The following is a 14,381-nucleotide window of genomic DNA, read 5'->3' on the forward strand; positions in this document are numbered from 1 at the left end:
GCCGTCTTTGACTTGGAACAGGAAGGTTATTTGGGCTGCAGGCGGACGCCGCCATCAAGACGGATGACTTCGCCGTTGACATAGCCATTGGCGATGACGAAGCGCACCGCATCGGCGAATTCCGCCGGGTCCCCAAGCCGCGCGGGGCAGGGAATGCTGGCCGCGAGGCTCTTCTGCGCTTCGTCTGGTAGCTCCGCAAGAAGAGGCGTCAGGAAAATGCCCGGCGCGATTGTGTTGACCCTGATGCCAAAGCGCGCCAGTTCCCGTGCAGCTGGCAGGGCCAGAGAGGTGATGCCGCCCTTGGAGGCTGCATAGGCCGCCTGGCCGATCTGGCCGTCGAAGGCCGCGACGGAAGCCGTGTTGACGATGACACCCCGGGCATTGTCCTCAACCGGTTCGAGCTCAGCCATATGGGCGGAGACAAGCCGCAGCATATTGAATGTGCCGATCAGATTGACACGGATAACCCGCTCGAAATCCGCCAGTGGCATCGGGCCATCGCGCCCCACGATGCGTTTTGCGGTGCCGATTCCGGCGCAATTGACCAGAATACGGACCGGGCCACTTTCATTTGCGAGTTTCTTGATGGCGCTGGAGGCGCCGCTTTCGCTGGTCACGTCTCCCGCAAGGGCCACACCGCCGGTTTCTTCGGCAACACGCGCGGCCGCGGCCTCGTTGCGGTCGAAGACACCGATCTTGGCTCCAAGACTTGCCAGAAGCCTTGCCGTTGCTTCGCCGAGGCCAGAGCCGCCACCTGTGACAAGGGCTGTGGTTCCGTCGATCCGCATCAGGCTGGTTCCTTCGCTTTCGGCAAAATGACATCTGGACCGTCATTATAGAGGCGGTCCACCAGTTCTGCCCGGTGGGCGAGAATGGCGCGCTGGTTGAGCGATCCTTTTTCCGTGATTTCGCCCCGGTCGAAGGAAGGCTCGCTGTCGAGGAAGATCAGACGGGTGATCCGGGTTGCGGAGCCTGTCGCCTTTCGGCCGTGCGCACCGAGCCGCGCGGAGAGTTCTTGCCTCAGCTTTGGGTGTGCCAGCACTTCGGCGTTGTCTTCAGGAGCATCCGCACCGAGAAATGCGCGCATCGCGGGCAGGGCAGGCAGAACCAGTGCCCCTAGCTCCTCGTGGTTCTCGCCGGTGATGACACAATCGCGGATCAGGCCGCCAAGGTCGTTGACCAGTGTTGCCCGAAGCGCGCCCACGGCCACCCATGTCCCGGTCTGAAGCTTGAAGTTTTCTGCAATGCGTCCGTCGAAATAGAAACCCTTGGACGGGTCGCCGGGCACTGCATAGCGCAGGGCATCGCCGAGACAGTAGAAGCCCTCGTCGTCAAAGGCGTTTGCGGTCAGTTCGGCATTGCGCCAGTAGCCCGGCGTGACATTGGGCCCCTTCAAGCGGGCTTCGAGTTTTCCGCCATTCGGAACCAGCTTCAACGTGATCCCTCGGGCGGGGATGCCGACATTGCCCGGGGAAGGCTGGGTCTCGGTGATGGCAAGCGAGAAGGGGGCCGTTTCCGTTGCCCCCAAACCGGTGACCAGGTTGATCGGATAGCCGGCCGTCCTGGCCGACAGGGCGATCAGGTCGTCCCAGGTGTGCTGGGCCATGCCTGCGCCCGCATACATCATCATCTTGAGATTCTTGAAGAAGTTCTGACGCAGCTGGTCGTCGCTCTCCATGGCATGGATCAGCATCTCGTAGCCGGACGGCACGTTGAAGTACCAGGTCGGCGAGATTTCCTTGAGGTTCTTCAGCGTTTCCGCGATGCCTTTGGGCGTCGGCTTGCCTTCGTCGATGTAGAAGGTGCCGCCGTGGTAGAGCGCCATATTGAAAACCTTGTTGCCACTGGCAACATGGTTCCAGGGGGCCCAGTCGACGATGACTGGCGGCTCTTGCGTCAGAAAGGCGTAACAATCTGCCACCATGGCCTGGTTCGCGCACATCATGCGCTGGGTCTGGATGACGGCCTTGGGCGAACCCGTGGTGCCGGAAGTGAAGAGGAACTTGGCGACCGTATCCGGACCAACCTTGGCCGCTGCCGTGTCGACAGCGTCCGTTGCCGGCGTTGCGGCAAGATCCGCGAAGGAAATGGTCGGGCGGCCTGAGAAGTTGCCTTCCGCTGCTATGGCCGCGACGGACGCGTCAAACACCGTGGAGACTGCGCGGTCATAGCCCTCGGCCTTGTCCGCGAAGACCGCGCCCGGGGTGATCTGGGCTGCGATGTCCTTTAGTTTGGCATAGTCCTCCGAGATCAGCGCATAGGCTGGAGCGACCGCTGCAGACGGAATGCCCACGTGCTGGGCGGCGAGAGCGATCAGGGCGTGCTCGATGGAATTTCCGGACAGAATCAGGACCGGATGGTCCGGGCCAAGACCAAGGTTCATAAGGCCTTGCGCGATGGAGCGGACGGTGGCCAGGGCCTGACTGTAGGACACCTTGCGCCAGTTGCCATCCTTGTCCCGTGCAGCAATCCAGGTCTGGTCTGGAGTTGCCTTTGCCCAGTGTTCCAGGCGTTCGGTGATCCGGTCCGGATAAGGTCCGAGTTCATCCTCCCGCCACACATAGGTGGCGCCATTCTCACGGGTTTCCCAGCGTATTTCCGGGGTCCAGGTGGCAACCCGTCCCGTTCCCTTCGTCCCATTGCCTGCCGGCTGTGGTGCCGTCGTGACCATCACCCGTCCTCCCGAATGCGGTTATCTGAGCGCTGTCCCCTCCTTGGAACGTTGCGCCTTCAAATTGTTTGCATGATAATTGTTTCCTTGTAAACATTTTATGTGTAGTCTTTTTGCCAAGGCCTCAAACGGCCAGTGACAACAACCGAACGGAATGGGTGAGGAATGGCTCAGGCGGATCAACAACCTCTCGTGACCTACGACCTGGTCGACGGCATCGCGCATATCGGCCTGAACCGGCCCGAAAAGCGCAACGCCGTGAGCGACCGCGTCATCGACGCCCTGTCAGCTGCCATCGACAAGGCAGACCGTGAGGCAAAGGCAGGAGTTCTGTTCGGGGCCGGGAAGCACTTCTGCGCAGGTCTGGATCTTGCTGAACATGCGGAGCGCACGCCCATTGAAGGCATCCGCAACTCGCGCGGCTGGCATGCGGTCTTCGCCAAGATCGAATTCGGCATGATCCCCTGGGTTTCCGCGCTGCATGGCGCTGTCGTCGGCGGCGGGCTCGAGCTTGCCGCGTCCACCCATATCCGCGTTGCGGACAAGACCGCCTTCTTCGCGCTTCCGGAAGGCCAGCGTGGCATTTTCGTCGGTGGCGGCGGGTCGGTGCGTATTCAGCGCCTGATGGGAACGGCCCGGATGATGGATCTGATGCTGACCGGCCGGTCGCTCAACGCGGACGAGGCCGAACGCGCCAACCTTGCCCAATATGTTGTCGAGGCGGGAACAGCCCGGGACAAGGCAACGGAACTTGCAAAAAAGGCCGCGTCCAATGCGGAGCTGTCCAACTACGCGGTCATTCACGCCCTGCCGCGGATTCAGGATATGGCCCGTGAGGATGGTCTGTTCACAGAGTCCTTCGTGGCCTCCTTCACCACCACCACGGATGAAGCCAAGGAACGCCTGCGGGCGTTTCTGGAAAAGCGGGCTGCCAAGGTTCACAACCCGAATGGAGATGCTGCATGATCCCGGAGGTTCTTGATCCCGCTTCCCGCAGCCGTATCGATCTCGGCGGATTGGAACAGTCGCTTGGTTTTCTGCTGCGCGTTTCGCAGTTGAAGGTCTTTCATCACTTCTTCGAAAAGCTTGGCCACATCGGTCTGAAGCCCGGGGAATATTCGGTGCTGTGGGTCATCGCCCGCAATCCGGGCATCCGTCAGGGGCTTCTGGCGCAGAACCTTGCGATCAAGAACGCCCACATGACCAAGCTGATCCGCAGCTTCGAGGTCTATGGCTTTGTCGAGCGGCGCATTCCCGATGAGGACCGCCGGGCAGTCGAACTGTCGCTGACCGAGCAGGGTGAAGCCTTTGTCGCCCGGCACAAGCCGGACTTCTTCGGCTACATTCAAACCCTCGACAGTCCGCTGGATGAAAGCGAAACGCGCGAACTGGTCCGCCTGCTGGCCAAGTTCTCAGGCATTTCCCGGGAGAGCGTTCAATGAACATCGACGACATCATCGCCATCGACTTCCACACCCATGCGGAAGAACCCTGCTGTGGCCACCGGGACGATGGTTATGACGAGTTTCAGGCCGGAATGGCCAAGTATTTCAAGAACCCGGCGGGTGCCAAGGGCATGCTGCCGACCGTTCGCGAAACGGCCACCTACTACCGGGAACGCAAGATTGCCTGCGTGATTTTCCCTGTGGATGCGGAGCGCGAAACCGGCTTCCGCCGCTATTCCAACGAGGAAGTGGCTGAGATCGCTGCCGAGAATTCCGACATCATGATCCCCTTTGCCTCGATTGACCCGGCAAAGGGCAAGACCGGTGCGCGGGAAGCCCGCCGCCTGGTGCGGGAGTTCGGCGTCAAGGGCTTCAAGTTTCATCCGACGATGCAGGGCTTCTACCCGAATGACCGCAGCGCCTATGTGCTTTACGAGGCAATTGCAGAAGAGGGGGCGATCAGCCTCTTCCACACCGGCCAGACTGGTGTGGGCGCAGGCATGCCCGGCGGCATGGGCATGCGGCTGAAATATTCCAATCCCATGTATCTGGACGATGTGGCCGCGGATTTTCCGACCATGCCGATCATTCTGGCGCATCCATCCTTCCCCTGGCAGGAGGAGGCGCTGTCGGTCGCGACCCACAAGCCGAATGTCTACATCGACATGTCCGGCTGGTCGCCGAAATACTTCCCGCAGATCCTGATCCAGTATGCCAACACCATCTTGAAGAAGAAGATGCTGTTCGGCTCCGACTGGCCCGCGATCACCCCGGACCGCTGGCTGGCAGATTTTGAAAAGATCGACATCCGCGACGAAGTCCGCCCGCTGATCCTCAAGGAAAACGCGAGAGCACTTCTGAAGCTGTAAGCGGCGGCTTTGGTTTGTCTCCTCGGGCTTCGACCCGAGGGGCTCACTCTGTTCCGCCTCCAGAAAGCACAACTTGCCTGCGAGGAGCGGTTCCGGAATGGATGCCATGGTCAAGCCCACTGGTGTCCGGTTTCGAGGGGCGTCATTGGATTTCGAGACGGTCGAACTTGCTCCCGTCTCCCCCCTTGCGGGGGAGATGCCCCCGAATAGGGGCCGAGGGGGGTATAAGCCCCTCGGAACATTGCGGCCTTTGCTGAATATGCGGAAGTCTTACCCCCCTCTGTCAGCTGCCGCTGACATCTCCCCCGCAAGGGGGGAGACGGGCATACGCCGCACCGTTTGCGTGTCCCAGACAGCTTTGAGCAGGAAATAAACTGTGATTTCAACGTCTTGGATGCGATCCCGGAACGTAAGCCGGACAGCAGTGGGTCAAGCCATGGCAGGACGAAGCGGGAGCGGATTTCTCAAGCCGGAAAGCCGACTTGGGCTGTTTTCCTGCCCGGGATCGACTATCCCGCCATCCCACGCTTTTTCCCAAATTTCCCCTCTATTCCTCCTGTTCCGGCTGCTTGACCTCGGGCATTAAGGTCTGTGTGGCTTCTTCGATCTGCTGATGGGTGAAGCCTTTAAGGCCGCCGAAGTTGCGTGTGTCGCGTTTTATGGCAAGGGGGCTCAGCGCATAGGCCGCTGCAAGCTCGGCGAGAGACCTTAGCGCATGCATATGGATGCGCTCGTAGCCATGGCTTGAATCTATGCCGAAGGTGATCAGCGCGGTGCGCACGTCTGCACCAGCCTCGACAGCTGCGGCGGCATCGGAGCGGTAGTAGCGGAACACGTCCTTCTGGTGCTTGATCTCGTGATCGCGGCAGAGCTGGGCCAGCTTCCGGGACAGATGATAGTCGAAGGGGCCGGTCTGGTCCGCCATGGCAATGGTGACACCGAACTCCTCTGAAGCCTGTCCCGGTGCGCTGGTGCCATTGTCGATGGCGACAAGGGAGGCGACGTCGTGGGGCAGGATCGAGGTCGCCCCATGTCCGGTCTCTTCGGCAATTGTGAACAGCCAATAGGTGTCGACGGTGGGTGTTTCGCCCGAAGCTATCAGCGCCTTGAGCGTTGCCAGCATGACCGCGACCCCGGCCTTGTCGTCCAGGTGCCGGGAGACGATGAAGCCATTGTCGAGGAACTCTGGCTGCGGATCGACGGCGACGATGTCACCGATCTCGATGCCGAGCTTTTTCACATCATTTGCTGATTTGGCATAGGCGTCGACACGCAGCTCAACAGTCCGCCAGCTGACAGGGAGGGAATCCACCTCATCATTGAAGGTGTGGCCCGAGGCCTTGAGCGGCAGAATTGTGCCCCGGTAGGCGCCGTGTTCAGAGAAGATGGTCACTCGCGCGCCTTCCGCGAAACGGGAAGACCAGTGGCCAATGGGCACGAGCTCCAGACGGCCGTTATCCTTCACGTATTTGACCTGAGCGCCAAGCGTGTCCACATGGGCGACGAAGGCGCGGGCTGCCTTGGACGAATGGCCCTTCAAGCGGGCACGGATGGCACCGCGCCGGGTCAGCTCATAGTCAAGCCCGAGCTTTTCCAGCTCTTCGCAGACATGACGGGCGATTTCGTCCGTGTAACCGGTCGGGCTGGGGATCGACAGCAGGTCTTCGAGCGATTTTGCCAGATAGGGAATATCGATGGCGACAAGGCTCATAAAGGTCTCCGGCTGATGGCGTCACGCACGGGCTGGGGCACGGACAAGGGGAAAAGAAAGTCGACGAAACGTTCGGCGGTTGGCTGAGGTTCATGATTGGCAAGGCCGGGCCGTTCGTTGGCTTCGATAAAGTGATACTCTGCTTCGCGCGGTGATTTGACCATCAAATCAATGCCTGTGACCGGAATGTCAATGGCGCGGGCCGCCCGGATAGCCGCCTCGATGAGGGCGTGATTGGTCTCGCCGGTCACATCGTGGATCGTGCCGCCCGTGTGGAGATTGGCGGTCTTGCGCACCGGGATGATCCGGCCTTGCTCAAGCACGGTGTCAAGATCGCAACCAGCAGATGCCAGGCAACGGATCGTCTCCGCATCAATGGGGATGTTGGATTCTCCGCCCGTTGCGGCAGACCTGCGGCGTGACTGAACTTCGATCAGCTCCTGCACGGTGGCCCGGCCGTTGCCGATCACTTCCGCAGGCTTGCGGATGGCGGCGGCGACAACCTTATAGTCAATGACCACGAGCCGGAGGTCATTGCCTTCGACAAACTCTTCCACCAGAACGTCGGAAGAATAGGTTCGGGCAATGCCAATGGCATTTAACAGCTCGTCGAAGGTGCTGATGCCAATGGAAATGCCCTTGCCCTGTTCGCCGCGCAGAGGCTTCACCACAACCTGGCTATACTGGGCCAGGAACGCCTTCAGCTGCTCGTCGTCGCCCGCCAGTATCTGCTGAGGCACGTTCACGCCTGCCTTTGAGACGATCCGGTGTGTTGCAGCTTTGTCGTCGCAGATGGACATGGCCACGCCGCTGGTGAATTCCGACAGGGACTCCCGGCAGCGCACCGAGCGCCCGCCATAGGACAAGCGGAAAAAGCCGCCATCGGCATCCATGATTTCTGCGCGGATGCCCCGGCGGCGGGCCTCATTGACGATAATGGTGGCGTAAGGATTGAGCCGCTCCTCAACGCTTGGCCCTGCGTAAAGCGCTTCGTTGAAGGTGTTCTTGCGCTTGACGGTGAAGACGGGAACGCGCTCGAAGCCAAGCTTTTCGTAAAGACCGATGGCAAGGTCGTTGTCGTGCAGGACGGAAAGATCCAGATAGGGAATGCCAAGGCCGCGGTACTGTTCTGCCAGCCGCCGCACAAGCGCTTCGCCAATGCCCGGAAACCGCGCCTGCGGCGAAACGGCCAGACACCAGAGCGAAGAGCCCTGATCCGCGCTATTGGTGGCCGCATTGTGGTTCACGCCCATGGCCGTGCCGACAATGGCGCCCGTCTCGTCTTCTTCCGCCACCAGCATGGTGATTTCCCGCTGGTCCATGCCGTTCCAGAAGAAATCCGGCGACACGGGCACCATCTTGCGGCTGGCATAAAGCACGTTGATGGCCTCCGCATCCCGGCGCGAGGCGAGGCGGCGCACGGTGAAGCCCTTCCGCCGGCTGCGGGCCGGGCGGTAGGTCGCAAGGTTCAGCCGGAACGTATGAGACGGATCCAGGAATAGCTCCTGCGGGGCCTGCCCCAGCAGCACATGCGGGTCTCGGACATAAAACGCGATGTCACGCCTGTCAGGGCCTTCCTCGCGCAGCATGTCGATGAGGTCCGACGGCTCGGGAAAGGTGTGGCCGAAGATCAGGCGTCCCCAGCCGCAATCGATAAAGCGGTTCTGTTGCTCAGCCGGGGCGTCGGTGCGGCCCTTCAGATCCAGCGCCTGATCCTTCATGCGCTGAAAGCGCTGGCCATGGGCCTTGCGGCGCGGCCGCGCGGTTTCACTCTGCGCCATGGTCAGATCTCCTGAGCCTGCAGCCACATTTCCAAAAGCGCTGCCTGCCACAGCTCCGAGCCATTCAGCCGGGTGATGTAGCGGGTCGGATCGGCAAAGAGTTTGTCCAGCCACTCGGGGCGGAACAATCCTCGTTCGCGGGCCTTGTCATTGGTCAGGACATCACGCACCAGATTGAGCGTGTCGCCCTGAATGTATTTGAGCGCAGGCACCGGGAAGTAGCCCTTCGGCCGGTCGATCACGGCGGAAGGGATCACCAGGCGGGCCGCTTCCTTCAGGACGCCTTTGCCGCCTTGGGCGAGCTTATGTTCGGCTGGAATGCGCCCGGCAAGCTCCACCAGCTCATGGTCAAGGAACGGCACACGGGCCTCCAGGCTCCAGGCCATGGAGTGGTTGTCGACACGCTTGACCGGGTCATCCACCAGCATGACATTGGTGTCGAGCCGCAGGGCCTTGTCGACCGGATCCTCCGCGCCCGGACGGGCAAAATGCGCTTCCACGAAGGCACGGCTTTCATCCCGTTCCGTGTGATAGGCCGGGGCGAGGGCTTCCATCATGGCTTCTTCCGAGCGGTCGAAGAAGGCATTGGCATAGTCGTTCACCGGATCAGTGGAGCCCTGCATCTTCGGATACCAGTGGTATCCGGCAAAGACCTCGTCAGCTCCCTGGCCGGACTGGACCACCCGGATGTGCTTGGAGACCTCCCGGGACAGCAGGTAAAAACCGATGTTGTCGTAAGAGACCATCGGCTCCGACATCGCCTTGATGGCAGCGGGCAGGTTTTCCTGCATTTCGGAGGAAGGGATGAAGATCTTGCGGTGATCCGTGCCGTAGTGTTCAGCAATCAGATCGGAATACTGGAACTCGTCGCCCTTTTCGCCATTGGCTTCCTCAAAGCCGATGGAGAAGGTGGCCAGATCCTTTTGTCCCTGTTCTGCCAGAAGGCCGACGATCAGGCTGGAGTCCACACCGCCGGACAGAAGCACGCCGACAGGAACGTCGGCGACCATGCGGCGGCGGACGGCGGTGCGAAGGCTTTCCAGCACCATGTCTCGCCATTCCTCGGCGGAGCGGTTCATGTCCTCGGAGGACTTTTCGAACTTCGGTTCCCAGTAGATGAAATCGCTGTAAGAGCCGTCGGCCTCGATCGTGCGCACCGTCGCAGCATTCAGTTTGCGCACGCCATTGAGAATGGTGCGTGGTGCGGGCACGACCGCGTGCCAGCTCATGTAGTGGTTGAGCGCGATCCGGTCGATGCTCTTGTCAATGTTGCCGCCAGCCAGAAGCGCGGGCAGGGAGGACGCAAAGGCCAGACGCTTGTTGCCTTCGGAATAATAGAGCGGCTTGATGCCGAAGCGGTCACGTGCCAAATGAATGCGGCCGCTGTCATGCTCGTGAAGGGCGACAGCGAACATGCCATGAAAACGGCTGAAGCAATCGCGGCCCCACTCGGCAAAGGCTTTCAGGATCACTTCCGTGTCGCTGGTCGAGGCGAAGAGATGCCCCTTGGCAACCAGCTCGGTCCGAAGTTCCTGGTAATTGTAAATGCAGCCGTTGAAGACCAGGGTCAGGCCAAGGCCCGCGTCAGTCATCGGCTGGGTGCCTTTTTCAGACAGATCAATGATTTTCAGCCGCCTGTGGCCGAAGGCAACGCGCCCGCGCATGGTCACGCCCATGGCGTCTGGTCCCCGTGCTTCCATGGCCTTCGCCATCCGGTCCACACGGGCCGTATCGGCCAGACCATCGTTGAACACCACTTCTCCGCAAATGCCACACATCGGCTTCAAATTTCCTTGTCTGTTATCGATCCGCTCATTACATAGAGCCCTAATCGTTCGAGTTCAAATGATCAGAGTTATAAATATGCGATCTGAAAATCCCGCCCGTGTGTTCAAGGCGATCCGGCGCATCGTCCGGGCCATCGACCTGCGCTCAAGGGAGGTCGCAAAAGTGTCCGGTCTGACCATTCCACAGATCGTTGTCCTCCAGGCCATCCGGGACCTTGGAAAGGTCACGACCAAGGCCTTGTCAGACCATGCGGATCTGTCCTCCGCGACGGTCGTGACAATCCTCGACAAGCTGGAGGAGAAGGGCTTTGTCGGACGTTACCGCTCGGACACGGACCGCAGGATCGTGCATGCTTTCCTGACAGATAGAGGCCTTGAGGTGATGGCCAAGGTGCCGGGCCTGTTGCACGAGGATTTCAGCAGAAAATTCGACCGGATGTCCGATGAACAGCGGCTGGTGCTGGTGTCTTCCATCGAGGCGATCGCGGAAATGCTCGATGCCCATGATCTGGACGCCGCCCCGATTCTGACGACGGCTGGCGATCTGTCGGGGAAATAAGCCGCGCGATTTATGGCCCGGCTTTGGGACGCTCTTCCAGAGCGATCATCAATTGGGCGGGAATAGAGGCTCTTTCACGCCTTCCCGGACGAAGCAAAGCGGAGATCCGGGATCTTACGCTGGTTCATGCAACTGAAAATGAGTTGATTTTACCCTTGGTCCCGGCGTAGGGCCGGGACGGCACGGTGAAAGTCCGTGAAGTTCCGCGACAACAGAAATCTTCTGACAGATGTCAGTGGATAAAGGTCAAGTGGTTCAACGTGGCTTATTTCTTCTTCGCGGCCTGCCAGACGGCTTCCATCTCCACCAGCGTCATGGCGTCCAGCGTTGTGCCGGTGTCTTGAGCGTGATCCTCGATGGCGGCAAAACGGTTGCGGAATTTGGCGTTGGTGCGCTTGAGAGCAGCTTCCGGATCGATGTCCAGATGACGGGCCAGATTGGCGAGAGCAAAGAGCGTGTCGCCCAACTCGTCCTCGATGCGCGCCCGGTCTGGAGTGCCGCTGGTCAGCTCTGCTTCCAGCTCCTGGGTTTCTTCGCGGATCTTGGCGAGAACCGGCACCGGATCGCCCCAGTCGAACCCAACCTTTGACGCCCGCCGCTGAAGCTTTTCCGCTTCGATCAGGGCCGGGAACAGCGCCGGGACATCGTCCAGGAAACGCTTCTTCTTGTCCGGCAATCCCAGCGCCTTGCGCCGGGCGGTGCGCTCGGCCTTTTCCTCGGCCTTGATCTTGTCCCATATGCCCTTGGCCATGCCGGCGGAGCGGGCATCCTCGTCGCCGAAGACATGCGGGTGGCGGCGGATCATCTTCTTCGTGATCGCCTCCACCACGTCGGCGAAGTCGAAGTGGTCTTCTTCTTCCGCCATGCGCGCGTGATAGACCACCTGCAACAGCAGGTCGCCCAGTTCCTCGCGCAGATCGTCCATGTCGCCCTGACGCACCGCATCGGCCACCTCATAGGCCTCTTCCAGCGTGTAGGGCACGATGGTCTCGAAACTCTGCTCCAGATCCCAGGGGCAACCGGTTCCCGGCGTCCTCAGCGCTGCCATGATTTCAACGAGACGGGAGACATCGCGTGCCGGTTTCATCTGGGGTCCTGCTAGTTCGAGCGTCATGCCTGCGCGTGCAGGCAACCATCTTTGCGTCTATGGCATATTCGCGGGATTGAGGATACCAGCCCCAATGTGTTCGCGCAGACAAGATGGAGATTGGAAGACGGGAGGCCTTGCACCCTTTGCGGTCACCCCGGACGCAGCGAAGCGGAGATCCGGGGTCTACTCATTTGCAGAGATTCAGTTCAGGGAAACACGCATGATCTCTTTTACCGAAGATCGATTATCAGCGCGGGGCGATATCCGGTATCACTCTCGTGAAAGGTCAAGCGAGTAGGCCCCGGATCGCGCTACGCTTGTCCGGGGTGACCAATCGCGAGGCCAATCCAAAGCCGTCCCCTCATCCCCGCTGCGACGGATGCCAGAAGGTGAGGCGTTTTTCCAGAAGGGCGACAAGGCCGTAGAACAGCGATCCGGCGAGCGCTGCAACTGCAATTTCCGCCCAGACCATGTCCACATTCATGCGGCCCACCTCTGTCGAGATGCGGAAGCCCATGCCGACGATGGGCGTGCCGAAGAATTCGGCCACAATGGCACCGATCAGCGCCAGGGTGGAGTTGATCTTCAGCGCGTTGAAGATGAAGGGCATGGCCATGGGCAGGCGCAGCTTGACCAGCATTTGCCAGTATCCGGCGGCATAGGTGCGCATCAGGTCCTTTTGCATGGCGTCAGAGGCAGCAAGGCCGGAGACCGTGTTCACCAGCATGGGGAAGAAGGTCATGATGATGACGACGGCTGCCTTGGACGGCCAGTCGAAGCCGAACCACATGACCATGATCGGCGCAACCCCGATGATCGGCAGGGCCGAAACCAGATTGCCGATGGGCAGCAGACCGCGCCGCAGGAACGGCACCCGGTCGACCAGAATGGCAATCACAAAGCCAGCGCCGCAGCCCGCCGCATAGCCGAAGAGAACTGCCTTCAGGAAGGTTTGCTGGAAATCAGCCCAGAGCGTCGGGACCGATCCGGTGAGCCTCAGCCAGATTTCAGAGGGGGCCGGAAGGAGAACTTTCGGCACGCCGAAGCCGGTGACGACGATCTGCCACAGGATCAGCAGCCAGATGCCGAAAAGCAGCGGTATGGCCACGTTGATGACCTGCTTTGCCCCAAGCCCGACGGCCTGCCACGCGGCCAGCCGTTCGACGAAAAGCCAGCCGCAGGTCCAGGCCGCAAGGGTCAGCAGCCAGAACCCGCCGGTGGCTTCCCCGGGATGATCGGCAGCGGTGGCAACCAGCGCATAGGCGGAAAACAGCGAGGAGACCAGGATGGCAATGTCGCCGGGCAGACGGCGGATGAACCCCAGGGCAAAGGCGCTGCCCAGCACCGCCAGAAGCACGGCGGCAATAGTCAAACGGGGCACGGAGACAATCGGGAAGTCGTCACCAAAGGCGTTCCCCAAAAGGGCCGACAGGGCCAGGACGCCGGTCGCCGCCGACAGGATCAGAGCATTACCCCGCGGGCGCAGGAAGACTGTCTCGCTCATCGTGCCATCCCCATACGCTTGAGTGTGATCCTTTCGGCAAGCCCGATCAGGCCAACCAGCGATCCGGCGAGAAGCGCTGCCATGATCAGCGCCGACCAGATCTGAACGGTTTGACCGTAATAGGAGCCAGCAAGAAGCCGTGCGCCGAGCCCGGCAACGGCACCGGTCGGCAGCTCACCGACGATGGCCCCGACAAGGCTGGCCGCAATGCCGATTTTCATGGAGGTAAAGAGATAGGGAACCGCATAGGGCAGGCGCAGCTTCAGGAAAGCCTGCAGCTTCGTGGCGCTATAGGTGTGCATCAGGTCCAGATGGATGATTTCGGGCGAGCGCAGCCCTTTCACCATGCCGACGGTGACTGGGAAGAACGACAGGTAGGTGGAAATCATCGCCTTGGGAAGCAGCCCGGAAATGCCGACCGCGTTCAGCACCACGATGATCATCGGCGCAATCGCCAGGATCGGAATGGTCTGGGACGAGATCACCCAGGGCATCAGGGACTTGTCCAGCACTCTGGAGTGAACGATGCCGATGGCAATCAGAACGCCCAGCAGCGTGCCGATGAGGAAGCCGAGCAGGGTCGTCGAGAGGGTGATCCAGGTGTGATAGACGAGGGACCGTTTGGAGGTTACGGCCTTGTTAACCGTCGTATCCCACATTTCGGCGACCACCTGATGGGGGGCAGGCAGAACCGGCCGCTCCTGCGCCAGCGTATCACCGACAAGCTGGGCAATGGACACGTTCGTCTGCTTGGCCCGCGCATAGATGTCGTGCTGGAACGGTGTGTTGAGCAGAACGGCAGAGACGTACCAGATGGCAAGAAGCGCCAGAACCACGACGATCACGGGACCGGTTGTGCCGCGCATCAGCCCGGCAAATGGGTTTGTGCTCCGGGAAGCGGGAAGGGAGGAAGCTGTCATGCGGCGGCTCCTTCCAGTGTCGTGTTCTTAGAGTTTTGAGACGC

General features: G+C 60.7%; 12 protein-coding genes. 4 read left to right on the forward strand and 8 right to left on the reverse strand.

Translation table 11 applies throughout. The features are described from left to right. Positions 1-26 precede the first annotated feature (26 nt). A complete protein-coding gene (locus tag IG616_RS04480; protein WP_192146901.1) occupies positions 27-788 on the reverse strand; it encodes an SDR family NAD(P)-dependent oxidoreductase in 762 nt (253 codons plus the stop codon). After that, on the reverse strand, positions 788-2,671 hold the full coding sequence (locus IG616_RS04485; protein ID WP_192146903.1) for a feruloyl-CoA synthase: 1,884 nt from the start codon (positions 2,669-2,671) through the stop codon (positions 788-790). Before IG616_RS04485 ends, IG616_RS04480 begins: the two co-directional genes overlap by 1 nt. Before the next feature lie 165 nt (positions 2,672-2,836). Here IG616_RS04485 and IG616_RS04490 point away from each other — a divergent pair, with 165 nt between their 5' ends. From IG616_RS04490 to IG616_RS04500, 3 genes are read left to right on the forward strand one after another with little or no spacing between them, the layout of a single operon-like run. After that, a complete protein-coding gene (locus tag IG616_RS04490) occupies positions 2,837-3,637 on the forward strand; it encodes a crotonase/enoyl-CoA hydratase family protein (protein WP_192146905.1) in 801 nt (266 codons plus the stop codon). Further along, entirely contained in the window at positions 3,634-4,113 is a 480-nt protein-coding gene (locus IG616_RS04495) for a MarR family winged helix-turn-helix transcriptional regulator (protein ID WP_192146907.1), read from the forward strand. The genes IG616_RS04490 and IG616_RS04495 overlap by 4 nt, the downstream gene beginning before the upstream one ends. Then, positions 4,110-4,985 carry an amidohydrolase family protein gene (locus IG616_RS04500; protein ID WP_192146909.1) on the forward strand — a complete coding sequence of 292 codons (876 nt, stop codon included), beginning with the start codon at positions 4,110-4,112 and terminating at the stop codon, positions 4,983-4,985. The genes IG616_RS04495 and IG616_RS04500 overlap by 4 nt, the downstream gene beginning before the upstream one ends. A gap of 547 nt (positions 4,986-5,532) precedes the next feature. On the opposite strand, the gene IG616_RS04505 is transcribed toward IG616_RS04500, so the two are convergent. From IG616_RS04505 to IG616_RS04515, 3 genes are read right to left on the reverse strand one after another with little or no spacing between them, the layout of a single operon-like run. Next, positions 5,533-6,696, reverse strand: coding sequence for an osmoprotectant NAGGN system M42 family peptidase (locus tag IG616_RS04505; protein ID WP_192146911.1), 1,164 nt, complete (start codon positions 6,694-6,696; stop codon positions 5,533-5,535). Continuing rightward, a complete protein-coding gene (gene ngg / locus IG616_RS04510; RefSeq protein WP_192146913.1) occupies positions 6,693-8,477 on the reverse strand; it encodes an N-acetylglutaminylglutamine synthetase in 1,785 nt (594 codons plus the stop codon). Before ngg ends, IG616_RS04505 begins: the two co-directional genes overlap by 4 nt. Before the next feature lie 2 nt (positions 8,478-8,479). After that, positions 8,480-10,255, reverse strand: coding sequence for an N-acetylglutaminylglutamine amidotransferase (locus IG616_RS04515; protein WP_192146915.1), 1,776 nt, complete (start codon positions 10,253-10,255; stop codon positions 8,480-8,482). A gap of 85 nt (positions 10,256-10,340) precedes the next feature. On the opposite strand from IG616_RS04515, the gene IG616_RS04520 reads away from it, so the two are divergent. Continuing rightward, on the forward strand, positions 10,341-10,823 hold the full coding sequence (locus IG616_RS04520; RefSeq protein ID WP_192146917.1) for a MarR family winged helix-turn-helix transcriptional regulator: 483 nt from the start codon (positions 10,341-10,343) through the stop codon (positions 10,821-10,823). Positions 10,824-11,088: 265 nt separating this feature from the next. Here IG616_RS04520 and mazG read toward each other — a convergent pair whose 3' ends face one another. The 3 genes from mazG to IG616_RS04535 all read right to left on the reverse strand — a co-directional run bounded on the left by mazG (position 11,089) and on the right by IG616_RS04535 (position 14,283). Further along, positions 11,089-11,910: a nucleoside triphosphate pyrophosphohydrolase gene (gene mazG, locus IG616_RS04525; RefSeq protein WP_192146919.1), complete on the reverse strand. Its 822-nt coding sequence runs from the start codon at positions 11,908-11,910 to the stop codon at positions 11,089-11,091. A gap of 364 nt (positions 11,911-12,274) precedes the next feature. Further along, entirely contained in the window at positions 12,275-13,417 is a 1,143-nt protein-coding gene (locus IG616_RS04530) for an ABC transporter permease (protein WP_192146921.1), read from the reverse strand. Beyond that, a complete protein-coding gene (locus IG616_RS04535; RefSeq protein WP_246476129.1) occupies positions 13,414-14,283 on the reverse strand; it encodes an ABC transporter permease in 870 nt (289 codons plus the stop codon). The genes IG616_RS04530 and IG616_RS04535 overlap by 4 nt, the downstream gene beginning before the upstream one ends. Positions 14,284-14,381: the final 98 nt, after the last annotated feature.

Origin of the sequence: Roseibium litorale, from assembly GCF_014842915.1 — a bacterium.
In the GTDB taxonomy this organism is placed as follows: domain Bacteria; phylum Pseudomonadota; class Alphaproteobacteria; order Rhizobiales; family Stappiaceae; genus Roseibium; species Roseibium litorale.